The 24,887-nt window shown below is 63.5% G+C and carries 21 protein-coding genes and 5 pseudogenes; 10 read left to right on the top strand and 16 right to left on the bottom strand.

The window, feature by feature from the left end; all coding sequences use genetic code 11:
• The first annotated feature begins 90 nt into the window (after positions 1 to 90).
• Entirely contained in the window at positions 91 to 1,080 is a 990-nt protein-coding gene (locus OKW37_RS36380; RefSeq protein ID WP_429402402.1) for a zinc-dependent alcohol dehydrogenase family protein, read from the top strand.
• A gap of 251 nt (positions 1,081 to 1,331) precedes the next feature.
• Here OKW37_RS36380 and OKW37_RS36375 read toward each other — a convergent pair whose 3' ends face one another.
• From OKW37_RS36375 to OKW37_RS36360, 4 genes and pseudogenes are all read right to left on the bottom strand, one after another.
• Positions 1,332 to 2,363, bottom strand: a complete 1,032-nt coding sequence (locus OKW37_RS36375) for an Acg family FMN-binding oxidoreductase (RefSeq protein WP_429402403.1) — start codon at positions 2,361 to 2,363, stop codon at positions 1,332 to 1,334.
• A gap of 142 nt (positions 2,364 to 2,505) precedes the next feature.
• The gene (locus OKW37_RS36370; protein WP_090811511.1) at positions 2,506 to 3,153 is read right to left on the bottom strand and encodes a response regulator; all 648 of its coding nucleotides are present in this window, start codon (positions 3,151 to 3,153) and stop codon (positions 2,506 to 2,508) included.
• Positions 3,154 to 3,608: 455 nt separating this feature from the next.
• Positions 3,609 to 4,442 (bottom strand): universal stress protein, encoded by an 834-nt coding sequence (locus tag OKW37_RS36365; RefSeq protein WP_429402404.1) that lies wholly within the window; start codon positions 4,440 to 4,442, stop codon positions 3,609 to 3,611.
• Positions 4,439 to 4,693: pseudogene (locus OKW37_RS36360) on the bottom strand (universal stress protein); the annotation flags it as partial. The gene OKW37_RS36365 and the pseudogene OKW37_RS36360, both read right to left, overlap by 4 nt.
• A 368-nt stretch (positions 4,694 to 5,061) precedes the next feature.
• Here OKW37_RS36360 and OKW37_RS36355 point away from each other — a divergent pair.
• Positions 5,062 to 5,589, top strand: coding sequence for a flavodoxin family protein (locus tag OKW37_RS36355; RefSeq protein WP_429402405.1), 528 nt, complete (start codon positions 5,062 to 5,064; stop codon positions 5,587 to 5,589).
• A gap of 36 nt (positions 5,590 to 5,625) precedes the next feature.
• On the opposite strand, the gene OKW37_RS36350 is transcribed toward OKW37_RS36355, so the two are convergent.
• On the bottom strand, positions 5,626 to 5,892 hold the full coding sequence (locus OKW37_RS36350; protein ID WP_429402406.1) for a hypothetical protein: 267 nt from the start codon (positions 5,890 to 5,892) through the stop codon (positions 5,626 to 5,628).
• Between the two features lie 120 nt (positions 5,893 to 6,012).
• On the opposite strand from OKW37_RS36350, the gene OKW37_RS36345 reads away from it, so the two are divergent.
• Both OKW37_RS36345 and OKW37_RS36340 read left to right on the top strand, forming a co-directional pair.
• Positions 6,013 to 6,894 carry a F0F1 ATP synthase subunit gamma gene (locus OKW37_RS36345; protein ID WP_429402407.1) on the top strand — a complete coding sequence of 294 codons (882 nt, stop codon included), beginning with the start codon at positions 6,013 to 6,015 and terminating at the stop codon, positions 6,892 to 6,894.
• Positions 6,895 to 7,103: 209 nt separating this feature from the next.
• Positions 7,104 to 7,385, top strand: a complete 282-nt coding sequence (locus tag OKW37_RS36340; protein WP_429332408.1) for a hypothetical protein — start codon at positions 7,104 to 7,106, stop codon at positions 7,383 to 7,385.
• 111 nt (positions 7,386 to 7,496) lie between these two features.
• Here the strand turns inward: OKW37_RS36340 and OKW37_RS36335 are convergent, their stop codons facing one another.
• Both OKW37_RS36335 and OKW37_RS36330 read right to left on the bottom strand, forming a co-directional pair.
• Entirely contained in the window at positions 7,497 to 9,158 is a 1,662-nt protein-coding gene (locus tag OKW37_RS36335; RefSeq protein WP_429402408.1) for an AAA family ATPase, read from the bottom strand.
• Between the two features lie 124 nt (positions 9,159 to 9,282).
• Entirely contained in the window at positions 9,283 to 9,462 is a 180-nt protein-coding gene (locus tag OKW37_RS36330) for a hypothetical protein (RefSeq protein ID WP_429402409.1), read from the bottom strand.
• A 174-nt stretch (positions 9,463 to 9,636) separates the two neighbouring features.
• On the opposite strand from OKW37_RS36330, the gene OKW37_RS36325 reads away from it, so the two are divergent.
• On the top strand, positions 9,637 to 10,587 hold the full coding sequence (locus OKW37_RS36325) for an acetyltransferase (RefSeq protein ID WP_429354986.1): 951 nt from the start codon (positions 9,637 to 9,639) through the stop codon (positions 10,585 to 10,587).
• A 231-nt stretch (positions 10,588 to 10,818) separates the two neighbouring features.
• Complete coding sequence (locus OKW37_RS36320; RefSeq protein WP_429402538.1) at positions 10,819 to 11,496, top strand: phosphoribosyltransferase; 678 nt, start codon at positions 10,819 to 10,821, stop codon at positions 11,494 to 11,496.
• Between the two features lie 61 nt (positions 11,497 to 11,557).
• Here OKW37_RS36320 and OKW37_RS36315 read toward each other — a convergent pair whose 3' ends face one another.
• On the bottom strand, positions 11,558 to 13,279 hold the full coding sequence (locus OKW37_RS36315; RefSeq protein WP_429402539.1) for a ShlB/FhaC/HecB family hemolysin secretion/activation protein: 1,722 nt from the start codon (positions 13,277 to 13,279) through the stop codon (positions 11,558 to 11,560).
• A 415-nt stretch (positions 13,280 to 13,694) separates the two neighbouring features.
• On the opposite strand from OKW37_RS36315, the gene OKW37_RS36310 reads away from it, so the two are divergent.
• Positions 13,695 to 15,728, top strand: coding sequence for a glycoside hydrolase family 28 protein (locus tag OKW37_RS36310; RefSeq protein WP_429402411.1), 2,034 nt, complete (start codon positions 13,695 to 13,697; stop codon positions 15,726 to 15,728).
• A 78-nt stretch (positions 15,729 to 15,806) separates the two neighbouring features.
• Here the strand turns inward: OKW37_RS36310 and OKW37_RS36305 are convergent.
• A pseudogene (locus tag OKW37_RS36305) lies at positions 15,807 to 17,056 on the bottom strand (putative bifunctional diguanylate cyclase/phosphodiesterase).
• Between the two features lie 536 nt (positions 17,057 to 17,592).
• Between OKW37_RS36305 and OKW37_RS36300 the strand changes: the two are divergent.
• Positions 17,593 to 18,162, top strand: coding sequence for a cytochrome b (locus tag OKW37_RS36300; protein WP_311734856.1), 570 nt, complete (start codon positions 17,593 to 17,595; stop codon positions 18,160 to 18,162).
• A 140-nt stretch (positions 18,163 to 18,302) separates the two neighbouring features.
• Here the strand turns inward: OKW37_RS36300 and OKW37_RS36295 are convergent, their stop codons facing one another.
• The 5 genes and pseudogenes from OKW37_RS36295 to OKW37_RS36275 all read right to left on the bottom strand — a co-directional run.
• The gene (locus tag OKW37_RS36295; RefSeq protein ID WP_260321064.1) at positions 18,303 to 18,497 is read right to left on the bottom strand and encodes a hypothetical protein; all 195 of its coding nucleotides are present in this window, start codon (positions 18,495 to 18,497) and stop codon (positions 18,303 to 18,305) included.
• A 101-nt stretch (positions 18,498 to 18,598) separates the two neighbouring features.
• Positions 18,599 to 19,129 (bottom strand): cytochrome b, encoded by a 531-nt coding sequence (locus OKW37_RS36290; RefSeq protein WP_429402412.1) that lies wholly within the window; start codon positions 19,127 to 19,129, stop codon positions 18,599 to 18,601.
• Positions 19,130 to 19,192: 63 nt separating this feature from the next.
• Positions 19,193 to 19,630, bottom strand: coding sequence for a YeeE/YedE family protein (locus OKW37_RS36285; RefSeq protein ID WP_184058742.1), 438 nt, complete (start codon positions 19,628 to 19,630; stop codon positions 19,193 to 19,195).
• Position 19,631: 1 nt separating this feature from the next.
• Positions 19,632 to 20,063 carry a YeeE/YedE family protein gene (locus OKW37_RS36280; protein ID WP_429402413.1) on the bottom strand — a complete coding sequence of 144 codons (432 nt, stop codon included), beginning with the start codon at positions 20,061 to 20,063 and terminating at the stop codon, positions 19,632 to 19,634.
• Between the two features lie 44 nt (positions 20,064 to 20,107).
• A pseudogene (locus OKW37_RS36275) lies at positions 20,108 to 20,560 on the bottom strand (TSUP family transporter); the annotation flags it as partial.
• Between the two features lie 21 nt (positions 20,561 to 20,581).
• Here OKW37_RS36275 and OKW37_RS36270 point away from each other — a divergent pair.
• Positions 20,582 to 20,773 (top strand): annotated as a pseudogene (locus tag OKW37_RS36270) (sigma 54-interacting transcriptional regulator); the annotation flags it as partial.
• A gap of 69 nt (positions 20,774 to 20,842) precedes the next feature.
• Here OKW37_RS36270 and OKW37_RS36265 read toward each other — a convergent pair.
• Together OKW37_RS36265 and OKW37_RS36260 are read right to left on the bottom strand one after the other, a co-directional pair.
• Positions 20,843 to 22,570 carry a tannase/feruloyl esterase family alpha/beta hydrolase gene (locus tag OKW37_RS36265; protein WP_429402414.1) on the bottom strand — a complete coding sequence of 576 codons (1,728 nt, stop codon included), beginning with the start codon at positions 22,568 to 22,570 and terminating at the stop codon, positions 20,843 to 20,845.
• A gap of 12 nt (positions 22,571 to 22,582) precedes the next feature.
• Entirely contained in the window at positions 22,583 to 23,725 is a 1,143-nt protein-coding gene (locus OKW37_RS36260; protein ID WP_184058736.1) for a porin, read from the bottom strand.
• Positions 23,726 to 24,094: 369 nt separating this feature from the next.
• Between OKW37_RS36260 and OKW37_RS36255 the strand changes: the two are divergent.
• Positions 24,095 to 24,516: pseudogene (locus OKW37_RS36255) on the top strand (AraC family transcriptional regulator); the annotation flags it as partial.
• Between the last annotated feature and the right edge of the window lie 371 nt (positions 24,517 to 24,887).

Below are 24,887 nucleotides of genomic sequence, written 5' to 3'. Positions count from 1 at the left end.
GGATTTCCCCGCTTATCAGTCGAATTCCCTCGCGGGAACGACGTGGCAATTTTCGCAATGCTCTACCATCAATCCATCCAGGAGGTAGTGATGTCACGGACTGTCAGGTTTGCCGAGGCCGGTGGGCCGGAAGTGCTTCGATTCGTCGACGAATCGGTCCGCGGCCCCGGCCGCGGTGAAGTTCGCATCAACGTGAAAGCGATCGGTCTCAATCGCGCGGAATCGATGTGGCGCACCGACCGGTACATCGAACCAGTCCGCTTTCCGGCCGGACTCGGGTACGAGGCGGCCGGCATCGTCGACGCGGTGGGCGAGGGCGTCGGCGGTTTCGCGCCCGGAGACGAGGTCAATGTGATCCCGTCGTTCTCGATGAATCAGTACTTCACCTACGGCGAAGTCATCATCGTGCCGGACCATGCAGTCGTCAGGCATCCGAAATCTCTTTCCTTCGCCGAGGCCGCGTCGGTGTGGATGATGTTCGTCACCGCATATGGCGCGCTGATCGAAGATGCGAAGGTGGGCGCCGGCGACTATGTCGTCATACCGGCCGCTTCGAGCAGCGTTGGACTGGCAGCGATCCAGCTAGCGAATTACGCTGGGGCGACGTCGATCGCGGTCACGCGCCATGCTGGCAAGCGACAGCAGTTGCTCGACGCGGGTGCCGCACACGTGGTCGTCACGGACGAGTCGGACCTTGTCGAAGCGATCATGCGGATCACGAATGGCAAGGGGGCTCGCGTCGCTTTCGATCCGGTCGGCGGCCCGAACTTCGCGAAACTGGTCTCGGCGCTGTCCTTCCAGGGGATCGCGTATCTGTACGGCGCGCTAGACGAACGTGCCACGACGCTGCCCGTGCTGCAGATGATCGCCAAAATGATTTCCGTGAAGGCGCACAACATCTGGCTGACGAGTGGCGACCCGACGCGCCGAAAGGCTGCGGTGGAGTTCGTGCTCAAGGGGCTCGAAAGCGGCTCGCTGAAGCCGGTCATCGATCGCACCTTTGGGTTCGACGAGATCGTCGACGCGCACCGCTACCTCGAAACCAACGGGCAGTTCGGAAAGATCGTGGTAACGGTCTAGCCCGCGAACCGACATTGAGGTGAGGCAACGCGCTGCTTTTCCGCTTGATATTGTCGCTGGCCGCGTTCGCTCAGGCGCGGCCATCGCGAAGTGCTGAGGTCCAGTTCATGCAGCATGTGGCGGCATTGGGGTAGCGCATGACATGGCGATTCTTCGGTCGGATCGCGCATGCCGGCGTTGGTCTGGCTGTCGCGCGACCTTCATCACGGGCCCATCGGTACCGTTTCCACGCGTGCCCGGACTCACGCGTGTCAGGACACCACATCGGCCAGCGGCCGCCTCGGCGCATGACTGACGCGCGGGCCGCGGCCGACGCGGAGCAGAAGCTGCGGAATCGCCTCCGTTCCCAGCAGCGTCCGGAGCCGCTCACGCAGCGGGTCCACTTCGATCGGCTGGTTCAGGTAGGAAGCGGTCAGTCCCGCGGACGCCGCGACCAGCAGCATCCGCTCGAGCGCCTGTCCCGCCGCGAGCCATGCCTCGCGGTCGTCGCGCATCGTGGCGATGCCGACCATCAGCGGCGAGCCTTGCACGAGGTGCTGATGCGTGGCGGGCTGTCCCGCGCCCACATCGAATACGCGGACGGCCAGGCCGACGAGCGGCGCCGCGAAGTCGAGCAATGCTCCGAGAGCGGTACCGTAAGCCGGCATGCCATCGTCGCGCCGGCGCGGGTGGATCCAGCTGGCGAGCTCGCGACGGAAGCGTGGGTCCGCGAATTGCGCGTGATCGGCGTCGGCGATCAGTTGCGCAAGCGCCTCGCGCGCGGTCGTTTGCTCCACGCAACAGGCAATCGCGCCCTCGTCGTCGCAGGCGTCGCTGAGCTTGCGTTGCAGTGCCGCCGGAACGGCTTCGTCGACGAACGGCGCACGCGTGGTCACGCGCGCCGTCAGCGCGTCGAAGAGTTCGCACAGGTGGGGATCGCGGAGCCCGTCGCGCGACACGCGCACGAGCGCCACGATGTCGGGGTCGGCTTCCGATGGAAACAGCGTGATCGCATAAGCGAGACCGAGACGGCACAGCGCCACGCGAAGATTGAGCAACGCCGCGCCGCAGCTCATCAGAAGTTCGCGATCGAAAGGATCGACCACGGGAAGCGCGCGCATGCGGTCGGCGCAGATCTGTACGGTCTCGCCGTCGACGATGAACCGCCACGGTTGCGTGTTGTGATTCGACGGCGCGAGCACCGCATAATGCAGCGCAAAGCGCAGCTGCTGTTCCAGTGGCGTGGAGGCGTGGAAGTGCGGTTCGCCGATTTCCCACGCGTCATGTTGGGCGGCATCGTTCATCTCGAAGTCTCCTTTCGGATCGTTCCCGCGAGCACGCGGTTCGTGTCGTCATCGTGTCGCCGGGTACCGTGGCAGGTTTGTGGCAGGTCGACGTTTCAGATGTCTCGCGTACGCTTTGCGCGGGTCTCGCAGCGGAGAAGCGCTACAGGTCGTTTCCGTCGTCGAACAGCTTATGGCGGATCGCATAGCGAACCAGCCCGTTCTCGTTCGGCATCTGCATTTTTTCGAGGATGCGCGTCTTGTGCGTGCTGATCGTCTTCACGCTGACGCATAGTTCGTTGGCGATCTCGGTGATGCTCTCGCCTTCGACCAGGCGCCGGAACACGTCGAATTCGCGATCGGACAGCCGCTGGTGCGGCAGCGCGTCGGCAGGCTCGTTCAGGTTCTGGGCAAAGCGTTCGGCCATCGCGAGGCTGACATAAACGCCCCCTGACGCGACTTTCGTCACCGCGCCGACCAGTTCCGCGCTCGCGCTTTCCTTGGTCAGATAGCCGGACGCGCCCGCCTTGAACGCTCGCACCGCGTATTGCTGCTCGGCGTGCATCGTCAGCACCAGAATCCGCAGGCCGGGTTTTTCCTCCTTGATCTGCTTGATCAGTTCAATGCCATTGCGCCCCGGCATCGACAGGTCGAGCACGAGCACGTGGGCCTGCGTCGCGCGAATCAGCGCGATCGTCGTCGCGCTGTCGCAAGCTTCGCCGGCCACTTCGAAGCCGCTCGCCTGCTGCAGGATATGGCGCAGTCCGTCGCGCACGAGCGTGTGGTCGTCGGCCAGCAACACCTTGATCATGGGGTGATCTCTCCCGGTTGCATCCATTGCCAGGGAAACCTGACCGCAATCGCGAAATCGGCGTTTTGCGCTGTATCGATCCGCATGGAGTCGCCGAGCATCGGCGCGTGTTCGCGCACGCCGACCAATCCGAACGGCATTTTGTGACCGCTGGCTCCAACCGTCTCGCGATCGGCGTCTCGCGATCGGCGTCTCGTTCACGATCCATTATCCGCTATCCGTGGCGGGCAGTCGGGCCGTTTGTGTGAGATGTCACTTCGGCCGTGTTTCGCCTTCGCATGGCGGCGACCTTATTCAGCGCTTCCTGAACGAGGCGGAAGGACGGTGTCGCGTTTCGCCGTGAATGGTTCGCATTGAGCGGACCGAGGCGGCGCGGGAGTTGATGCGCGGCGCGCAGGCGCGCGGCGTGTACCGCCCCACGCCGCGCAGCAGCGTTCGTTCGGCACGGCGTCCTGTCAATGCGCCATTAGCACGGGCACCGTCATCGATTCGAGCATCGTCCGCGTAACGCCGCCCCACACGCGCTCACGCGCACGCGCACGCGAATGGCCATACGCGCCCATCACGAGCAGATCGGCATGTAGATCCGACACCCGGTTCAGCAGCGTCGCGCCCGTGCCGGCGATGCCGAGGCGCGGCGTCGTCGAGAACGACGCGCGCACGCCGTGCGCTTCGAGCCATGCCGCGACGTCGATCGCGCTGGGTCCCGCTTCATGGTCGTGCGTGGGCTCGACGACGGCGACGCCAACGAAGCGCGCCCGTTCGAGCAGCGGCATCGCGTCGGCGATCGCTCGCGAGGCTTCGCGGCTGCCGTCCCACGCGATCAGCACGTTCTCGCCGAGCGTCGGCACGGCGCCCGCGCGCGGGATCACGAGCGCGGGACGCCCCGCGCCGAGCACGACCTCGCCGACGAAGTGCCGGTCGACGTAGCTGGCGGGATCTCGCGGGTCGGGCTGGCCGAGCACCAGCAGGTCGGCGTGCCGCGCGTGAAGCGTCGTCACGGCGACGGGGGAGCCCTCCGGCGCGCGCCATTGCGCTGCGCGGCCGGCGCGCTCGGCCGCGGCGAGAAATGCATGCCGCGCCGTCTCGCGGCGATCGGTCGTCAGTGCGGCGCGTTGGGCAACGAAACCGTCGTCGGTGCCGAACAGCGGTTTCGCGAGGCCCTCGCACACGACATACAGACCGATCAGGTGTGCATCCCAACGCTGCGCAAGATCGAGCGCGAGCGCGACGCGAGTGTCGCAGCGGCGGCTGTCGTCGATGTGAACGAGCAGGGTCTTATAGCTCATGTCAGTTCCTTTTCGGCTGAGGCCGGGACGGAATGGTCGGCTGGTTCGACGCCTGCATGGGCCGGGATCGTCAGAACCGGGCAGCGGGCACTGCGCAGCACGCGCTCGGCGACGCTGCCGAGCATCAGTCGTTGAACACGACGGCGGCCGTGCGTGCCCATCACAATCGCGTCGGCGTGCCATTCGAGCGCCGCCGCGACGATGCGCTTCGCGACGTCTTCGCCAGGTGTCGAGGCTTCCACCGTGCGTGGCTTGTAGCTCATCGCCAAAGCGCCGTGACAGAACGTGGGGACACCGGCGTAAGCCCGTTGTCAAATGGAGTCTATGGGCCGGCCCGGCGCGACTATTGACGCAGATCAAGCGCGCCGATGCCGCACGCCAGTTGATGTAGGTCAAGCTCTGCCGGCTGCGCGCAAATACAGTGATAGCAGCGGACGTCGCGCCGTAGCGGTGCCTGCAGTTGCGTGCCGTCTGTGGAGGGCAACGATCACGGCCAGGGAATGTTCCGGTTAATCCGGGCTGAGTCCATACCCCGGCTCGGCGTGCGCGCTTCGCGCACGCAACGAGTGACGCCCAATTGGCGGACGGAGCGCCCAGTGTCTGCTGCCGGAGAAGGAACATGACCGAGCGTTGCAGGATTCTGATCGTTTACTACTCGCGAACCGGCACCACGCGACGTGTTGCCGAACTGCTCGCGTCCGAACTCGACGCCGACATCGAACCGATCCGCGAACGCGCCGGGCCACGATCGCGTGATGGCGCACGCGGCTACGTCAGATCGGTGATCGATGCGCTGTGCCATCGGCGCGCCGCCGTGATGCCGGCGGTGCTCGACGTCGCCGCGTACGACCTGGTCATCGTCGGCGCGCCCGTCTGGGCAGGCGGCGCGTGCGCGCCGGTTCGGGCGTGGCTGGAATCGAACGGAGGACAGATCCGTCACCTGGCGCTGTTCTGCTGCGAGGGCGCGCGCGGCAGCGGATCGGCGCTGAAGCAGATGTCGGAGGCGGCGGGCAAGACGCCGCTTGCGGCCTGCGTGATCAGCGGCAGCGATCTGTACCGCCGCAGGGACGCGAACAAACGCGACGCGTTCGCGCAGAAGATCAGGCAAAGAATGGCGGCGCGGCGGGAGACGGAGTGGCTGGTGTAGCTCGGGCGGTCGCACGCGCGGTCGGGAAGGATGCAACTAAACCCGCAGCGAACCGCGCAACGCGCCGAAGTCGGTGCGTGGATGACGGTGCACCGGCGTTGCGTCCGGTACCGTGAAAGCCGGCTTGTCGAGCTCCGGACGAATGACATTCGCGAGGTCGAAAGGAAAACGGTGACGCGCCGCGTCGTAGCGCCGTGCCGCTTCGTCATAGCGGTCGCACGCGGTTTGATCGTAGTCAATGGAACGTGGATCGGCATTGCCGTGCGGATGTCTCCGGAGGCCGTGGCTACGCGTCGCTCGCAAGGTTTGATCCGGAGCAGCTTGCATGCTGGGCGGGCCGCTATCGTGAGGGAGTTGCGGAGCCGCTCGTCGAGCGCGCGATGCACGAACGTGCGCGCGCGGCGCAAGCAGCAGGGAGTCCCGATGAGCAGCAAGCTCAGTGAGATCGAAAGCCGCACCGCTTCGGCGAGGCAACTCGAAACGGTGATTGGCGCGATGCGCGGCATCGCCGCCGCGCGCGAGCGCGAGGCGCAGGCGCGGCTCGCGGGCATCCGCTCGACGGCGGCGACCGTCGGCGAGGCGATCGGGATGGTGCTGGCTGCCGCATCGTCGGCACATGCGGCGCAATACGCGCCACCGGAAGGCACCGCGCGCATTCTGATCGTGCTATGCACCGAGCAGGGTTTCGTCGGCGGCTTCAACGAGCATCTGCTGGCGCGCGTCGAACGATTGAAGGCGGACGAGCCGGGCGAGATTTTCATCGTCGGCACGCGCGGCGTGATGCTCGCTCAGGAACGCGCATTGCATTACGGCTGGTCCGTGGGAATGGCCTCGCACGCGGAGGACGTGATGCGCGTGGCCAGTCAGCTCGCGGACGCGGTGTTCGCGCGCTTTCGCGATCAGGCGTCGTCGCAGGTGTGGCTCGTGCACGCGACGCCCGGCCCCGGACTCGACGAACGCATCGTGACGCGGCGGCTGGTGCCGTTCGATTTCACGCGCTTCAGGGTGGCGTCGCGCGGGCAGGCGCCGCTTTTGAACCTGCCGCTCGACGGCTTGCTGAGAGGCCTCACCGAGCGCTACGTGTACCTCGAACTGTGCGAAGGCCTGATGCAGTCATTCGCGGCGGAAAGCGCGGCGCGCGTCGGGGCGATGCTGGCGGCGAGCCGTCATGTGAAGGACCGGCTGCAGGAACTCACGCGCGACTATCGGATCGTCCGGCAGGACGAGATCACCGCCGAAATCGCCGAACTGGCCGCGACGGGCGCCTGCGTGCCGCCGGCTACGTCGTCACAGGGGCAGTCGTGAAGCGCGCCGCGTGCTGGCTCTGCGTGTCGCTGCTCGGTTCGGTGACGTGCGTTTGAGCCTCGGCGGTGGAGCACGGACCGTGTCGTCCGATCGTTCAACTGGGGTCAGCCGATTCCTACGACCGGCGACGACGGACTAACCCCGTTTCCGCCGTCGCTGATTTAGATAACGCCAGCCGTTGCCGATAATAGATTCGACGACACGCCGCGATGTCCGGCGCCAAGGTCGGCGAGTCCAGGGAGGCGGCAATGAACGACACCATCATCCCGCTGCGCGCACTGGTCGAGAAATGGCTTGCGCCGACCGGCACGACACCGGCGCACGTGGTGCGCACGGGCCGCCTGGCGATCACCCGGGCGCGGTATGTCTGGCTCGAAGGCGCGATTTCTTCGAGACCGCTGACAATCGTATTTTTCCGGCACGGCAAGGGTTCGTGGGACGTGTTTCCGCCCGTTGAACAGGCACCGGCAATGAGCGCGCGCTACTTCTAAGCGCCCACCGGTATCAACGGATCTGGTGAAGCATCGGCCAGCCGTGATCGACGCGGACGCGACCTCGATCACGCGCGCAGATCAATGACCCCGCTTCGCGTCGGAACACGATCAGCGGGTCGCAAACGGCGCTGACTGCATCAGTGCAAGCACGGGTCGCCAGAACGCGGGGGAGTCGAACGCCGCCATCGGTACCGCGGTGTCGAATGACAAGGTCAACGCCTGTTCCGCCGGCGTCAGTGCGTCGGCGCTCGCGAGTTGACGCGCGAGCGTCGCGGTGTCGGCGTCGGATAGATCGCGCGGACCATGCCGGCGCGCTTCGATGCGTTGCGCGAGCACCGTTGGTTCGGCACGAAAGTCGAGAATGCGGGCCGGTACGCCAAGCCGTTGGGCGAGCGCGAAAAACGTGTCGCGGTGACGGAACTCGAGAAAGGTCGCGTCGACGATCGCGCTGTGGCCGCTTTGCAGCACGCGGTGCGCGAGTCGAAGAAGGTGGTCGTAGATCGCGTGACGTGCGGCTGGCGTGTAGTGTTCGGCGCCAAGCGAGGTTTGCGCGTCGGGCGCCGGCCGCGGACGCTTGCGTTCGGCATCGCTCGACACTCGCACCGCGCCGCACAGGTCCGCAAGGGCCCGGCTCGCGACCGATTTTCCCGAACCGGAATAGCCATGACACAGCAGCAAAACGGGTCCCGGCTTCTGCGTTTGCGCGCGTGCCACCTCGAGGTAGCGCAGGGCCGGATCCGGGATGGCGACGCTGCGGCCCGCTACGTATCCCGCTTTCAGGCACGCGACCCACGCCCGCACCAGCGCGCGATAGGCGACGTACAAAGGCATCAGCGACAGCGCCGCATAATCGCCCGACGTTTCCAGCCAACGGTTCAACAGTCGATTGGCCAGACGGGGCTCCGCTCGCGCGCACAGGTCCATCACGAGAAACGTGACGTCCGCTGCGACGTCGATCCAGCGTAGCGCATCGTCGAAGTCGATACAGTCGAACATCGCGATTGCGCCGCGCCAGCGAACCACGTTGTCCAGATGCAGATCGCCATGGCAACCCCGCACGAAACCCTCGGCGCGGCGCCGCCCGATCAGCGGCGCGAGTTGGTCGAGCTGTCGCGCGCACCACGCGGCAATGCCGGGCAGCGCGGGATGGCTGCAATTGGCCAGCAGCGCCGCGTTGATCGTTTCGATCTGCGTTCGCACCAGCGTGGCGCTGCCGTAGCGCGACGACGGCGCGTTGCGGGGCGCCCTCAGGTGATAGTCGGCGAGCCGCTTCGCCGCGCCGTCGATGTCGCGCGGCGTCAGTGCTCCCTTCGCCGCGAGACTCGAAAAGAGCATCGCCTCGTCGAAGCGGCGCATCTTGACCGCGTGATCGACTGTCACGCCGACGTCCCCGAGTGTCAGCACGCCGGCGTGGCGCGCAATCGGCAGCACGCCGGCGTAAATACCTTGCGCGAGTGGCCGGTTCAGACGGAGCTGGGCTTCGCAGCAGCGCTTGCGGGTCGCGGTGGCGGTAAAGTCCGCGAAACCCGGGGCGACGGGTTTGATGATCTTGTACGCGAAGCGCCCGGCGAGATACACGACGGATATGTGCGTTTCGACCCGGACGATCCTGCCCGCCGGATGACGGTACGTGCCCGGCCTGCGCAGCGTCGCGTCGAGTCCGCGCACGCTGCGGCGCGCGGCGCGGACCCGGTTGGCGAGATGCTGGATGCCGCGCATGCCTGCATTGGCGCGTGGTGAAGAAAGCTTGCGGCTCCGTGGCGAACTCATGCCGGACTCCACCTCGCGGGCAGCTGCGCGCCCATTTCTTCGTGGCGACCGCTCAAGTCGACCGAGCCCGCGACAACCAGACCGGAATTCGCGAAGAGCGGCACGCCGGGCGCGCGTTCGACGATCACGCCGCGGCCGCCGAAACCAGGCTGACCTTGACGGCCTCGGCGAGCGCATTGATGCCATCGAGCAGCCATTGCCGGGCGTCATGGTGAAGCACGAGCGTCTCATTCGGCACGGTTGACCTCCGCGTGGTGGGACGGCCGGCGCCCGCCTTGCGCGCGAGCCGGAATCGTCTACTCATTTAAGCCATCGGGTATGGTAACCGGCTTGATCTGTATCAACGAGGCGGTAGCCGGGCATCGCCAGTCGCTCGGCAACTGCCTGCACGCTTCCATACGAAATGGAGCGTGGGTCACCGATTGACCGCAGTCAAGCCGCGTGCGATCGTGGCAGCAACGCGCCGGTGGAGCAGCGGATGAAGCGATTCGATATTTTCAATGGCGATGCCGACGGCATCTGCGCGCTGCATCAGTTGCGGCTCGCCGAGCCTGCCGACACCATCCTGATCACGGGAGCCAAGCGCGAGATAACGCTTCTGCAACGCGCGAACGCGCAGCCGGGCGACAGCGTGACCGTGCTGGATATTTCGCTCGACTCGAACCGCGAGCCACTCATCGCGTTGCTGGATCTTGGTGTAAAGATCGACTATTTCGATCATCATTTCCCCGGTCCCATCCCCGCACACGCGCTGCTGACGACGCATATCGATACGTCACCGGATAGGTGCACTGCGCTGATCGTGGACCGCCATCTTCAAGGCCGGTACACGCGATGGGCGGTGGTCGCGGCCTATGGCGACAACCTGCATCGGGCCGCGCATCGGGCCGCCAGTGCGTGCGCGGTGAACTCGTCCGATGAGCGCAAACTGCGCGAACTCGGCGAAGCGATCAACTACAACGCCTACGGGGACAGCGTCGTCGATCTTGCCGTCGATCCTGTCGAGATGTATCGCGCCATTCAACCCTATTCGGATCCGCTCGAGTTCATTGCGTCGACCGGCGTGCTGCCCGAACTGCAGGCGCGACGAACGGAAGACCTCGAACTGGCCTTGGGACTCGCGGTAACGCGGCGGCTCGCCAATGGAACGCTGCACATTCTTCCCGACGCGGCGTGGGCGCGGCGCGTGCGAGGCGATTTCGCCAATCTCGTCGCGCGACGCGACCCGGCGCGAGCGCACGCGGTGCTGACGGCCGGCGCCGATGGCCGATACACGGCGAGCGTACGGGCTCCGCTCGATTGTCCGCGAGGCGCCGACGTCCTTTGCAGGAAGTTCGGAGGAAACGGCAGGGTCGCTGCCGCCGGTATCGACGGGCTCGATCGCGCGCGGCTCGACGAATTCGTGACAGCGTTCAGCGTTGCGTTTTGACGCGACGTTCGTGGAGCGCGTGACCGGTAATTCACCGCCGCATCGCAGTCGGCAGTGCGAATTCGCCAGGTGACGCATCGAGCGCGAGGTAGCGGCCATGGAAGCATGCCCCTGTACCGGCATCGCCGGCGAGACCCGTGAAAACTTCTCCGTTCAGGAGGACGCTTGCTGCGGCCGATTGATGGCATAGTGGCTCTGGCAACGCGCACCGACGTTGCGGGAGGAAAAGCGATGGGCAACCTGTTTCGCGACCGCGCCGACGCTGGCAGACAGCTGGCCCACGCACTGCGCGACTATCAGGGTCGCGGCGATCTGGTGGTGCTGGCTCTGCCGCGCGGCGGCGTTCCTGTCGCGTTCGAAGTTGCACGGGCATTGCACGCGAAGCTCGACGTTCTCGTCGTCAGAAAGCTTGGGGCGCCGCAAGACGAGGAACTGGCGATGGGCGCCATCGCGACGGGGGGCGCCCTTCATCTGGAAAGGTCGGTGCTTCGCGAACTGCAAATCAGTGACGCCCAATTGGCCGACGTGATCGCGCGCGAAACAGCCGAACTCGCGCGCAGGGAACTGGCGTACCGTGGGGAATGCCCGCCGGTGCCAGTACAGGGCAAGACGGTGATCGTGGTCGACGACGGCATCGCGACGGGGGCATCGATGCATGCGGCGCTCGACGCACTCCGCAGCAGACATCCCGCTCGGATCGTGGTGGCGATCCCGGTGTCGCAATCCGATGCGTGCACGGCATTCGAAGGAATCGCGCACGCGTTCGTGAGCGTGCTGCAGCCGGATTGGTTGATGGGGATCGGCGGGTTCTATGTGAATTTCGACCAGACGACCGATGAAGAAGTCCGCGCCTGTCTCGCCGCCGCGCGCGATTGGGAGCCCGAGCAGGGCTCGGACTCGGCCGGATGACGGCGCAACGAAGGCAGACACGGCGGCGGGCCGTGTCGAACATGGGGCATCTATCGACGGCTCACGTTCCGACCGACACGTACAAGAGCACGATCGGCGCCTTCGAACCATTTGGTGTCGCCGAGCGTAACGGCGCGCCATAGGTGCAGCGCAAATCCACGAATCTCGACCATTGGACGCGCACGCCCGCGCCGATGCCCGCGAGCAGACCGGGGTTAGTTTCGGCTGGCTGGTCGATCGTGCTCCATACGCGGCCCGCATCGAAAAACACAAAGGGTTGCACGACTGCGTTGCTCGCGCCGAGCGAGATCGCAGGCGTGCGCACCTCGGTCTGAATGTTCCAGCCGCGATCGCCGAGCGTGACGTATGGGTCGTAGCCTCGCACACTGGACTCCCCGCCGAGCCCCATCTCCTCGCTCGGTAATAACGTGTTCGGCGTCCACTGGAACGTTCCGTTCGTGATCAGCGTGAAGCCAGCCCCAAGCGCGGTGGCACGAGACGCTGTCAATTGCATATAGACGTAGCGGGCCGTCGCGCCCTGCCGCGCGGCGTTAAATGCCGAATCCTGATTGTTGCCATCCAGTCCGCCCGGACTGGCGACGAGTGTCGCCGCGGCGTGCGCCGTGCCAGCCTCGGTCGGTTTGCTGATGTCGTAAGACAACACGAACTGATGTATGTGCGTATTCGAGTTGAAAACCTGGGAGCCGCCAAATTCCAGATCGTTGTTGCTGCGCTTGAAGTCGTATCCGATCTGGATCAACTGTGTCGTGTCCGTGATGGTCGGCAGACGCAAGTCGTAGCGAAAGCTGAGCTGCGCAGAAATGCCCGTTTGCCCATACGTGTCGGGCAACCGTGGCGTGCTCTGCGCGTAGACGCCGAACAACTCGATACTGTCGAGCCAAGGCAGCGGCGCCGTATAGTTCAGCGCGTGCGCGGTGAAGCGGGCGCGGTTCGGGCGGCCTTCGATATTCGGATTGCCGCTGAAAAAATCGTTGCTGGCCGTGAATTGATAGGCGATCTGCTGATCGAGACCAAGCAGGTTGCCGTAGCCTATGCCTGCAAAGAACCGATCACGACCGAGCTCCGGCACGCCTTCATTGTCATAACCCGCGCTTACGCGAAGCGGCAGCCGGTCTTCGGTTTGCAACACGACGTCGGTCGTGTCGGCGGCCTCACCGGGCGCAAAAACAGCATCGACCCGTCGGTAAGGATTCGCGTTGAGCACCGCAAGTCCCTTCGAGACCGCCGATTGCAGGATCGGTCCGCCGGGCTCGAGCGGCATTTCACGTTCGAGAAGCCTGCTCGAAAAGTAGGTGTTGCCGCTGGCGTGAACCCGACCCAGTTTGAATTCGGCAATGGCGATACGCACGACACCCGAGCTCACGTCCTGTTCCGGCACGTAGACGTCGACGAGCGGCTTTCCCGCCGCCCGATAACGCGCGACCACGGCGCGGCGTATCTCGGCGAGGCGGCCGAAGGTCAGCGGCTTGTCGAGGTCCGTGGCGAAGCTCTGCAGGAAGGCGGCGTCGAGTACGGGCAATCCTTGCGCGACGATACGACCTTGCTGCCTCGGCGATGCCGCCGCGGACGCGCCGGCTGGTTCGAAGACGAGCCCGGCAAGCCGCTCGACAGCGACCCGTGCAGACTCGGCCTGCGCTTCCGGGGAGGAGGGTGACGACGCGCTTCGCGGCGCCTGCGGTGCGGGTTGCGGCGCGAGGTCGCGCCATGCCTGTGCCGCTACTGGTGAGGTCTGCATGATGCCCGCAATGCACGTTGCGATCATCAGGACAGCAGTGCAGGCGGCGGATCGCGATTTCATCGATCGCTTATATGCAAAGCGCTGTGCCTATTGGCAGGCTGGCCGCAGGCTGCGGCGACCAGCAGGCCGCCGCCCTCAACCCGATGTCGCGCATGCAATACGAGCCTTCCGTCGTTCATGGCGATACCTATTAACGGGTGTGGTGCATCGAATCCGGAGCCGCACGTCGAAATTATTCTAGTCGAAGCGCCCGCGCCAGTTTCCAAAAGCGATCCGAACCCTCTTCACACCTCGCGAATGCTATCGAGGAAACATTTAGTAAGGGTTTCCACGATATGTACTGACCCGCGTCTTGTCTTTACTCTTCTAGACTTGTCATACAACATGCGCGATGACGATTCTCTCGTGCGCCTACAACTATTTGTCCGGAGGGGACTCCATGTCCAAGCTGTCGTGCGATCTTGATAAAAATGCGCCCGCAACGGGCGACACCTTGCGCATTTCGCGCCGTGGCTTCATTGGCCTCGGAGGCGCGCTCGCCGGCAGCGCACTCCTGCAGGCTTGCGGCGGCGGAGTTTCCGCTTCCGCGGCAGGCGGAAGCAGTAGTTCCACGCCAGCGACGGGAAGCACGCCGTCAACGGCTGCGGCCGACCCGATCTGGGGTCCCAACGGCTCAGCGACGAACATCATTAATGCGCTGCAGAAGATCACGCAGAGCGCGTTCCCGGCCGTCGATTTCCAGGTCGAGCAGTACGGTGCGCAACCGTGCGCGGTCATTGCCCAGGCCAACCCCTACACCGGCAGTTCATCGCCCCTGAGTACGGGGGCCGGCGCGACCAACGCACCGGGATCGTTCGATTCACGTCCCGCTTTCCTCGCGGCAATCGCGGCCTGCAGTGCAGCCGGTGGCGGCCGGGTCGTGGTGCCGGCGGGCACGTGGTATTGCGCGGGTCCCATCGTGCTGCAGAGCAACGTCAACTTCCATCTGAGTGCGAACTGCACGATCTATTTCAGCCCGAATCCCGCCGACTATGCGAAGGACGGTCCGGTCAACTGCGGCGCCAACGGCAATCTTTACTACAGCCGCTGGCAGGCGAACGACTGCCTGAACTTCGGCTCGCCCGTGTACGCGCGAAATGCGAACAACATCGCGGTGACTGGCGAAGGCCCGACCTCGGTGCTGAACGGTCAGGCGATGACGCCGTTCGCCGGAAGCGGAAACACCAGCACTTGCTGGTGGACCTACAAGGGTTCCAGCGGCGCATACGGCTGCGCGGGGTCGACCACGCCGTCCCAGGCCTATACGAACCCGAACAACGTCGATCTGATGGTGGTCGCCCCTACCATTCCGGCCGCGCTCTACGCGATGTTGACCAATCCGGCTACGCCGTGGCAGCAAGACCAGAACTACCTGCCGGCGCTCTCCGAAGCGGGCGTGCCGGTCGCGCAGCGAATCTTTGGTCTCGGCCACTATCTGCGGCCGTGTATGGTTGAGTTCATCGGTTGCACGAACGTGCTGATGGAAAACTACCGAACCAACAACACGCCGTTCTGGCAGCATCATCCGACGGACTGCACGAACGTCGTGATCCGTGGCGTGACAGCCGACAGTATCGGACCGAACAACGACGGCTTCGACCCCGACGCCTGCAACACGGTGCTGTGCGACAGCGTAACGTTCAACACCGGCGACGACTGCATCGCGATCAAGTCAGGCAAGGATCTCGACACGGAGTACGGACCCGCGCAGAACCATGTGATCCAGAACTGCATGATGAATAGCGGTCACGGCGGCATTACGCTCGGCAGCGAGATGGGTGGCGGCGTGCAGAACATCTACGCGCGCAATCTGACCATGCTCAATCAGTTCTGGGCAACGAATTCGCTGAACATCGCGATCCGTATCAAGACGAACATGAACCGTGGAGGCTACGTCAAGAACTTCTACGTGAATGGCGTCACGCTTCCGCACGGCGTGAGCCTGACGGGTGGAGGCTACGGCAGCAAGATGCTGACGGGTAGTCCGATCAACGGCACCGTGCCCATCGGTGTGGCCACCGCAACCGCCGCCAACCCGTCCGCGTCTCAAGGCGGCCTGATCACGTTCGATTGCGATTACCAGCCTGCCGCCGATGCGATTCGCACACGCCCCGCGCTCATTGACAACGTCAACATCACGAACGTCAATGCTTCGAACGTGACATTGGGCAGTACAACCGGCTCCTGTTTCCAGGCCATCGTTGCACAAGGTCCAGTTGCGTTCGACTACAACGGTCCGGCGCCTGCGCCGAGCGTACCGGCAATCACGGGAGTGACGATTTCCAACTGCGACTTCGGCACGCCTGTGGCCGCAGGCCCCGCGAGCGCCAGCACGCCGGGTCCGATCTACCTCTACAACGTGCACGACATTACGTTGCAGAACGTGATCATCGCTGGGCAGACGCTCAATCAGACGCTGTCGGATCCGCGTTAAACACGACGCACCAAAGAGCGGCGAGGCGCCGCTCTTTGGCGTCGCACAGCTAAAGTGAAGTCGTCGCGCGGGGGGCTCTCAAGACGAGCCACATTGCAGCTCGCTCATTAGGCTCGCCGCGTAGGCCGGAATATTCGCCGCTGGCTGTGGCGCGGCGAAGTAGTATCCCTGAACGATCTCGCAGCCGGCCTCGGCAAGAAAAGCCAATTGTTCCGCTCGTTCGACGCCTTCCGCGACGACTTAGAAACGCAGATTGCGGGCGAGTGCGATGATCGCACCGATAATCGTCTCATCCACGAGACTGCTGCCAATGCCGCGGATGAACGGCATGTCGATCTTCAGACGGTCCGCGTGAAAGCTGCGCAGGTAAGCCAGGCTCGAGTAACCGGCGCCGAAGTTGTCGATCGCTATGGACACGCCAATGTCGTGCAGGGCGCGCAGGGTGGGCAGGGCGCCCGGTGCAACCAGGCCTCCTTCGGTAATCTCCAGTTCGAGCCGGTCCGCGGCCAATTGTGACGCCGCAAGAGCACGACGCACGACGGCGCCGAAATCACTCGAAGTAAGCTGGCTGGGCGACACGTTGACCGACATGCGCAGCCCCGGCAGCACTTCCTCCCAGCGCTTTGCCTGTGCACAGGCAGTTTGCAGTACCCATTCTCCGATTGACGCAATCAAACCGATGTCTTCGGCCAGGGGTATAAACGTCGTTGGGCTGACCGTGCCGAAGTCCGCGTCGTGCCATCGGATGAGCGCCTCGACTCCAGTCAGCCGGTAGCTGCGTATGTCCACTTGCGGCTGGTACGCCAGTTCAAAGCCGTTCTGCTCGACGGCGTTGCGTAGCTTGTGCGATAGCGCGATACGCTGAGTCGCCGCATGCGCGAGCGAAGGGGCAAATCGCTCGACGCCGTTACGCCCGCCTGCCTTGACGCGATACATCGCAAGGTCTGCATGTTTCAGCAAAGTTTCGCACTCAGTGCCGTCTTGCGGATAGCAGCTGACCCCGATGCTCATCCGGACCCGCAGTTGCATGTCGTCGATTTGCACTGGCTTGTCCAGCGCTTGCGCACGCGCGTCAACAGCGCGGAGAGTTCGTCATCGTCGGTTGAACCCTTCAACATCGTCACGAACTCGTCGCCGCCATATCGCTTCACCACGCCATCCGTTCCGACCGATGTCGACAACCGCCGCGCAACTTCTTGCAACAGGCGATCGCCTGCGCCATGGCCCAGGCTGTCGTTGATGTCCTTGAAATGATCGAGGTCGATGAACAGCAGCGCGAATTCGTGACCATCGAGAATCGCCGTGTCAATCAGCTCACGCAGCGTCACGCGGTTCGGCAAATCCGTCAGCCCATCGCGACGTGCCTGCCTGACCAGTAGATCGCGCGACTCAATGAGTTCCGTCAGGTCGCTCACCACGCTGATGTGATGCGTAACCTTTTCCGCCTCGTCACTCACCGGTGCCACGTACAGCTGATACCAGAACTCTGTTCCGCTCGCGCGCCGGCTGTTCGTCAGCGTGGTTGCCTCGCGTTTCTCGGCAACAGCGGTACTGATCTGTTTCCACAATCCAGGTGTTTCCGGCCGCGCGGAATGATCTGCGATCTGCGGGCGCTCGCCACGCGACCGGCTGCACACCGCGCCGCCTGGCTGGACGGAGAAGATTTGAAACGTGAGCCGCCAACAGCTTGAGATTTCACCAAGAGTTTGCGCGTAGAATCCATTCACGAATCCAATACGCCAGCGTCCGGCCAGCCATGTATGCCACGTCACGATACGATGCAGCTGCGTGTGTTATCCACTGGCTTGCCGTTGTCGCGGTCGTGCCTACCGTTCGTCGATGGGCACACATCGGGAGCGCTATAGTGAAAAGCTCTGCCACACGCTACGGTTCAATTGCCCAATTCCTCCACTGGTGCACGGCAATTGTCGTGCTCGTGACGTTCATGTATGGGCCCGGCGGATCTGAACAGCGCGTCTACTCTTCGGTGCACGAGTTCGACCGGCGACTGCACGAGACTTTGGGTTTGTGCGTGTTCGCGCTCACCCTCGTCCGCCTGCTGTGGCGAGCATACGACGCGCGTCCCGAGACACCTCCAATTTCTCGCTGGATAGCTGTGATGGCAACAACCGTTCGATGGATGCTGTATCTGCTTCTCCTCGCGCTTCCGCTTACCGCCATCTCGGGCGCGTGGCTCGAAGGGCATCCGTTGACGCTGATCGGCGGTTACGATATTCCGCCTTTACTCAGTAGTTCGCATGGAGCAGGCTCAGCCCTCGCATCGCTGCACGCGTGGCTCGGCGACGCCATTATGTGGCTTGCGGGGTTGCACGCATTCGCGGCTATTTTTCATCATGCCTTCCTTAAAGACGACGTCCTGATCGCGATGCTTCCACGCTGGTTTCCGGCGGGACGGGCACGTACTGGCCGATAAGCCCCGAATGCCACGAGGCGAGATTGGGCGACGATGGTCCTTGAACACCCGTGGTTGGCCCGCCAGCTTCACCGAGAATCAGGTCGCTTGCGTTCCCCAATGATCCTGTCGACACAACGGAAATCAATGTTGTCCGATGCTCAGTGGCCGATCCTGTCGGTGATCTTGCCGGCGAGGAAGATGCTGGCTGAATCGAAAATCGGCAGACCGTCTTTGGGAGAGACGATATTGCCGCTAGCATCATGGTTGAGCCTCGTCCTGGTCACGTCGAGCATCGCCATCACGGCCACTGGAATCGTACGTTCACCGAAGGTATATCCGTTCAGCTTGAACATTCGACCGTACGGCATCAGTTCGGGAAACTGTCCGCCCGCGTGACATGCCACGCAGCTTTGCCCTGTTTGACGGGCAAATATAGGCAGCGCTCGAACTACCGCTAGATCTTCATGCGCTGCAGAACGCGGTCGCCGGCGACGAACTGATGAAACATCGCCGCTGCGATATGCAAGCAGATCACGCCGAATAGAACCCAAGCGAGGACGCCGTGAACATCGCCCATCGCATGTCCGAATGACGAACCCGGTGCCGACAGTGAGGGCAACGAAGCAAGTCCGGCGAGGCGGACCGTCCACGTGCGCGACGAAGCGTTGATCCAGCCGAGCAGCGGCACCAGCACGAGCAGCACATACAGCGCGAGGTGCGTGAGCTTCGAAGCGGCGCGAAACAGCGGCGGCAGGCTGTCCGGCGGCGACCGATGAGTCACGCGCCACAGCACCCGCAACACCATCGCTGCGAGCAGTGCGGTGCCGACGCCAAGGTGCCAGGCGATTTCGCCGTCCGGCACGGTATCGCGGTGCACGTCCGGCATCGTCCAGCCGATCACGAACTGCGCGGCAACCAGCCCGACGACGAGCCAATGGAGCAAACGTGCGACGATATCATAGCGGTGTTCAGTGGAGACTTGCATAGGGGAGCCTGTGAGTTGGATTCAGTCGAAACAGATCGTACACGGCCGCGCCTTAAGGCCAGGTTAAGGGGCAGTCGCCAAGGCCGCCTGTCTGCGCCGTTCCAACCACTCGAAGACCGCCATCCCCGCGATCATCGCCGCCACGAACACCCACGCTTTCACCGACCCGAGTCCGAGCGCAACGAGCGCCGGGCCGGGACAGAACCCTGCAATTCCCCAACCGACGCCGAACGCGAGGCTGCCCACCATCAGCCTTCGCGTGACGTGCGTTGACGCGGGAATCTGCATCGGCAATCCGAGCAGCGACTTGCCGCGGCGCTTCGCGATCGCGAAGCCGATTGCTGCGACAGCCACCGCGCCGATCATCACGAACGCGAGCGACGGGTCCCAGCGTCCTGCGAAATCGAGGAAGCCCAGCACTTTGGCGGGGTTGGCCATGCCCGACAACAGCAGGCCGAAGCCGAACAGCAGCCCGCATACGAATGAAACGACTGTTGCCATCCTATGCTCCGAGAAGATGTCGCATGATATAGACGGTGACGAAACCGGCCGCCATGAACGTCGCCGTCGCTACGAGCGAGCGCATGGCGCCGCGTGAAATCCCGCACACGCCGTGTCCGCTCGTGCAACCGCTGCCATAGCGGGTGCCGATGCCGACCAGAAAGCCGGCCGCGATCACGGCCGGCCACGACGCGTCGACGGTGATCGCGACGGGCGCACCGACCGCGCGCGCGATTACCGCGGCAGCGACCAGCCCGGCAACGAAGGCGACGCGCCATGCGCCGTCTCGCCTGGTCCAGCGCAGCAGGCCGCCGACTATCCCGCTGATTCCGGCGATGCGGCCCAGCAAAAGCACCATCGCCGCAGCCACGGCGCCGATCAGCAGGCCTCCGCACAGGGACGCGAGCGGGGTGAAATGGTCGAGATCGATCATCGTTCAGGTTGACTGTCGTGTGGGTTGGAGGGAAGCGGCAGCGCTCAAATCAGCGCCGCTTTGACCAGCAGGCCGAGCGCCACGCAGACGAGGATGCTCGCAAAGCCCAGTTGCACCTGACGCGCGGCGATGTGATGCGATGCAAGCCGTCCGCTGAGCATACCGGCGGCGGTGGCGCCAGTGAACCACAACGCGACTTCGAGTGGAAGCGTTGCGCCGTGCGTGGCCGTCGCGAGAACGCCGCCACTGTCGACGAGTGCGATCACCATCAGCGAAGTCGCGACGATACCGTGCATCGACAGGTCCGTCAGCTTGCGCATCATCGGCACGATGATGACGCCGCCGCCGACACCGAGCATCCCCGTCATCAATCCCGTCAGCGAACCGGTGGCCGCGAGCGCGGCTGCGGTCGGCCAGGTCCAGCGAAAGTGGCCGGTCGCCGGGTCGACATGCGCGACGCAGATTGACGATTGTGCCTCGCGCGACGCGCGCCGGCGGCGGCTGATCGAAACTGGCACCTTCAGGCGCCTGTCCGGCTCGTCGCGGCCACGCACAAGCCGCTCGAGCGGATGGTCGCGGACGGCCAGTTCCGTGCCGATCTGTATTTCCGGATCAGTGCGTTTCCGATTCATTTGCCCGCGGGGCGCGAGCGTGTCGACGACATCGCGCTGCTCGCGGATTCGATCCTGCGGCGCATTGCGTCGGCGCGCGCCGGATCGTCGCATAAAGCGTCGATTTCCACGGATGCGATGGCGCTCCCCCCTCACACGGTCAGTGGCTTAGCTGCAAGTGAAACTGCTTGCCGAGTTCACGTCTCCGCTGGTATAGCGGGCCACCTTCGGATACGCGCAGAGCGGACGCGTGCGCCCGGCACCCCAGCTAGTCGGCACCTCGCCATTCGGAATCGCGTTGGTCGTGTCGCGAGCCGTTGCGATGACCCGGTTCGGCGCTTGCCCTTGCTCGACCCATGCCACCATAGGCGTCAGCATGTCGAACTGATCGGCCGTCGGACCGCCGCTGCAGTGGTTCATCCCTGCTACCGTGAAGAGCCGGGCGAAATTGCTCGCGTCACCACCACTAGCCGTGGACAAGCGCTGATACCAGTCGGTCGTATCGTTCGACGAGAACACTGGATCGCTCGTCCCGTGATAGACGATCAACTTCGCGCCCCGGCTCCTCAGACCGCTCAAATCAGTCTCGTTCGGCGGGGTCATGAATGACCACGAAGACTCGGAATAGACACCGCTCGTTGCGAAGATCTTCGGCGCGTCACTGTCCATGTTGAAGTTCAGAGCGTAGGCGCCGATGGAGCTGAGCAGCGAAGCGCTCTGCGGCGGCGACGTAAATACGAAGGCCGCCGCGGCCGGGTCAAGGCTGATCGAATTGCCTTGCTTCCACGCGGCCCAGCCTGATCCGTTGACACCGACGTCATACGGAAAGCTCGCATAGAGCGCAGTGCCAGCGCTATTTTTCGCCCCAGAAAAAATATTTCCAACGGCTTGCTTTTGAGCCGCCGTGAGACAGGTGCCGTCGCGTCCATTGCTCGAACATGTCGGTACGTCCGTGGCCAGGTCGAAGTTCGCCTGGCACGCTTTGATGTCTTGCACCATCCCGTCCGCTACACCATCCAGCGAATCGCACTTCGCGATGATCTTCGACGCGATGAGCTGCCTTTCAGCAGTCGTCAAGCCGGTGGTGATATCGGCAATTCCGGACGACGTTTTGGCGGTCGCGACGGTAGCTAGCTGTTGTGCGCTCCACATCTGCCCGATCGCCGCCTTTGGCAAATGAAAGCCGGGATCGCCGGCAATGATGCCGTCGTAATCCGCGAAAGACCTGGCTGCCGCCACCATCGCATGACGGCCGCCGTTCGAGCAACCTTCGAAGTAGCTGCGGTCGGGGCCCTTGCCATAGGCCAACTTGATCACCTGCCTGGCCATTGGCGTGAGCGTAGCAACGGCGTTATAGCCATAATCGAGGCGCGCCTGGGGATCGAGACCAAACAGCGGGTTTTGCGACCCGGAATGACCTGCATCCGAACTGATCACGGCGAAGCCCATGTTTAGAGCGTTGTTCAGCGGGCCCCCGCCACTGAGCACCCCCGTCGCCGGTGTCACATTACCGTCGAGACCACCGTTGGCCTGATAGAAAAAGCGACCATTCCACGCGATAGGTAGCCGCATTTCAAAACCAATCGCATAAGTTTGGCCGTCAACGGCGCTCGTGCGTTGATTCATTTTCCCTTCGATCACGCAATGTTCGGGCACGGACTTTCCTGCCACCGTGAGCGTTCCGGCCGGCACGTCGGTAACGGACGTGAACGTCGTGGCCGCAAACGTCAGCCTGGCGGCGAGCGCGCTGCAGTTTCCTGACAGCGTCGCGGGTTGTGCTGCGGAAAGCCGAGGCAATTGTGTCGCACTGGTGGAGAGCGAGTCGGAACCGCCGCCGCAGGCCGCCAGCATCGCGGACACTGCCGATACGCACATAGCAATTGAAGTTCGTTTCATTCTCGCCCCCTATCAGAACATGTGTTTAATGCCGACCATCACGCCCGTTTGACCCATGCCCGCGCCTGGCGTGGTCCCACCGCCGCCACCGCTGACCGAATAGCGCGCCTTCGCGCTGTTCGCCAGATACGCAGCCTGCGCATAGACCGACGAACGCTTGCTCAGAAGATAGGTGGTGCGTAACGTTCCCATCGTGGCGCGGGTATCGTGGTCGCTATTGATGATCCGAAACACTTCGCCATCGAGGAGGAACGCAGGCGTGACCATGTACGAAGCGCCCAGGAAGAACAGATCCGAACGGATATTCGGTACTGTCGGCGACTGGGTCACTACGCGGCGTCCAATCCAACCTGCGCCGATCTTCGCGCCTGCGTACTGCGCATAGGCGCTCAGTTGGGTACGGGCGTCCTTGTCCGCGGCGTTGATGAGAGGTGTCGGCGCAATTCCGTCGAAGAAGTTGGCGGCTGCGGTCGCGCCGCCGCGTTGCTCCTCGTACGACGCAGCAGCGCCGAAATATTGAGAGTCGTACTTGAGCATTGCGGACCAGTCGCGGCATTCCGTGGCGTGGCCTGGAACCGAGCCGGTACAGGTTCCTTGTCCCGGCGAGTTGCCGGTACCCGCCGCGTCCCGTCCGAATGAATAGCCCGCGCCCAGCGTAAAGCCCTTGTACGAGCCAAGATAGGTGATGGAGTTGTCGGCGCGTGCGTTGGGCACATAGGCATCCAGGGAGCCCATGCCGTAAATGTCCGGACCGATGATGTCGGCGCCCTGAACCGCAAGATAGGTCATCGTGTACTGACGGCCGAACGCGAGCGTTCCGTACGGGCTTTTCATGCCGACGAATGCCTGGCGTCCAAACAGCCTCCCGCCCTGTCCAGAACTGCCGTCGCGCACGTTAAAGCCGCTTTCGAGCGTGAAGACAGCGCTGTAGCCGCCGCCTAGATCTTCGTTGCCGCGCAGCCCCCAGCGTGATGGGAACTCTCCGGTAACGGATGGCATGCGAAAGACGCTGTCGCCCTTGGCGTTCGCGTGCGAGACATACTCGATCCCCGTGTCCACGATGCCATACAACGTGACGCTCGATTGCGCAAAGGCTCCAGTGCTCAGCGCGCATAGCGCACCGAACATGAGAACGTGAGTCGACTTCAATTGCATGGTGATGTCTCCAGACCAGTTGTATGTTTTTTTGTTGAACTGCGATTGAGGGATCTTCGGTTTCAGGCGATTGCAGCGATGAGCGTGACGGGGATGCTGGCGCCGATCACCGTTGATGCAATATCAGGCAAGCTGATATAAAGAACAAAATAAAGCGCGTCCTGGAAGACGCGCCTGTCCGTCGCGATAGTTACGTATTTGATATCAGGTATCCTGACAACGCAAGCATGAAATGTTCGGTAGATACCCTATGCAGCGGGATGGATGCGAGGCGAGCATTGATCCGTGACGGCTGCCCTTCCGACGAGCAGCGCAAACTGTACGAGCTCCCCTACGCGCAGGTCGACTTCAATATGGACGCTCGCCGGCTCGCTGGTTTCGCCCACGCTGGCGCTGCGCATGCGGTGGGGCGAAGCTTGCCCGCAGGCCATCCTGCGTATCGAGCGCGATGTGCTCGAGCGTCATGCACAGCGTCATTTCGGCGACGCGGCGGGTGGGGAAATCGAATTCGAGCCAGAATTCGCACTAACGTCGGCACAGGGGTGTGCCTGATGCAGTTGCTGCCGATGCTCGCGGAAATCATGAGTACGGAGGCGCATCCGCTGCGCTATCCACTCGCATTTGAGCAGTTCGAGTCGACACTGCTGAACGCGCTTATCTACGGTCAACCGAACAGCGTAGGAAGCGGCATGACGCGCGAGCGCAGACCGCTTGCGCCGTTTTATGTACGACGGGTGGAGGAATACATCCGTGCGCATTTGCAGGAGCCGCTAACCATTGAGCGGCTCTCGCTGACGGAGTGTGGGCTGACGATACATCCTGAAAAGTCAAAGATCTTGTATTGCAAGGACAGAAGTCGCACCCAAACCTACCCGAATGTGACCTTCTGGAGTTGACCCGCTTTCGTGGACACCTATCTTTGGAACAGGAGGTGTCCATCATGGGTAAACGCCTACTTTGTAAAATACTTTTTCTGAAAATGAAATAATCAGAATTTATCGGCGCAAAATTGTTAATTGCCTGTACGCCTTGAAGAGCAATCTCATGCGGGCACGGACGAAAGGGGCCGTCATCGTTAGCGCACGTAAACGTCCGAATCTTGACGGGCGATTATTCATCCGACAGCGACAACTGGCAACGGTGACCGGTGGATTCCGGGCTT

The organism is Paraburkholderia sp. MM5482-R2 (assembly GCF_050436125.1).
GTDB classification, from domain to species: domain Bacteria; phylum Pseudomonadota; class Gammaproteobacteria; order Burkholderiales; family Burkholderiaceae; genus Paraburkholderia; species Paraburkholderia tuberum.
Note: the sequence above shows the minus strand (reverse complement) of the source record. Positions and strands in the feature narration are given on the sequence as shown.

Coding starts and splice junctions, on each gene's coding strand:
- OKW37_RS36380 (WP_429402402.1), top strand. CDS start 91: ATGTCACGGACTGTCAGGTTTGCCGAGGCCGGTGGGCCGGAAGTGCTT.
- OKW37_RS36280 (WP_429402413.1), bottom strand. CDS start 20,063: ATGATCGATCTCGACCATTTCACCCCGCTCGCGTCCCTGTGCGGAGGC.
- OKW37_RS36330 (WP_429402409.1), bottom strand. CDS start 9,462: ATGAGTAGACGATTCCGGCTCGCGCGCAAGGCGGGCGCCGGCCGTCCC.
- OKW37_RS36295 (WP_260321064.1), bottom strand. CDS start 18,497: ATGTTCAAGCTGAACGGATATACCTTCGGTGAACGTACGATTCCAGTG.
- OKW37_RS36310 (WP_429402411.1), top strand. CDS start 13,695: ATGTCCAAGCTGTCGTGCGATCTTGATAAAAATGCGCCCGCAACGGGC.
- OKW37_RS36260 (WP_184058736.1), bottom strand. CDS start 23,725: ATGCAATTGAAGTCGACTCACGTTCTCATGTTCGGTGCGCTATGCGCG.
- OKW37_RS36265 (WP_429402414.1), bottom strand. CDS start 22,570: ATGAAACGAACTTCAATTGCTATGTGCGTATCGGCAGTGTCCGCGATG.
- OKW37_RS36290 (WP_429402412.1), bottom strand. CDS start 19,129: ATGCAAGTCTCCACTGAACACCGCTATGATATCGTCGCACGTTTGCTC.
- OKW37_RS36355 (WP_429402405.1), top strand. CDS start 5,062: ATGACCGAGCGTTGCAGGATTCTGATCGTTTACTACTCGCGAACCGGC.
- OKW37_RS36320 (WP_429402538.1), top strand. CDS start 10,819: ATGGGCAACCTGTTTCGCGACCGCGCCGACGCTGGCAGACAGCTGGCC.
- OKW37_RS36325 (WP_429354986.1), top strand. CDS start 9,637: ATGAAGCGATTCGATATTTTCAATGGCGATGCCGACGGCATCTGCGCG.
- OKW37_RS36370 (WP_090811511.1), bottom strand. CDS start 3,153: ATGATCAAGGTGTTGCTGGCCGACGACCACACGCTCGTGCGCGACGGA.
- OKW37_RS36285 (WP_184058742.1), bottom strand. CDS start 19,630: ATGGCAACAGTCGTTTCATTCGTATGCGGGCTGCTGTTCGGCTTCGGC.
- OKW37_RS36335 (WP_429402408.1), bottom strand. CDS start 9,158: ATGAGTTCGCCACGGAGCCGCAAGCTTTCTTCACCACGCGCCAATGCA.
- OKW37_RS36345 (WP_429402407.1), top strand. CDS start 6,013: ATGAGCAGCAAGCTCAGTGAGATCGAAAGCCGCACCGCTTCGGCGAGG.
- OKW37_RS36340 (WP_429332408.1), top strand. CDS start 7,104: ATGTCCGGCGCCAAGGTCGGCGAGTCCAGGGAGGCGGCAATGAACGAC.
- OKW37_RS36365 (WP_429402404.1), bottom strand. CDS start 4,442: ATGAGCTATAAGACCCTGCTCGTTCACATCGACGACAGCCGCCGCTGC.
- OKW37_RS36315 (WP_429402539.1), bottom strand. CDS start 13,279: ATGATCGCAACGTGCATTGCGGGCATCATGCAGACCTCACCAGTAGCG.
- OKW37_RS36375 (WP_429402403.1), bottom strand. CDS start 2,363: ATGAACGATGCCGCCCAACATGACGCGTGGGAAATCGGCGAACCGCAC.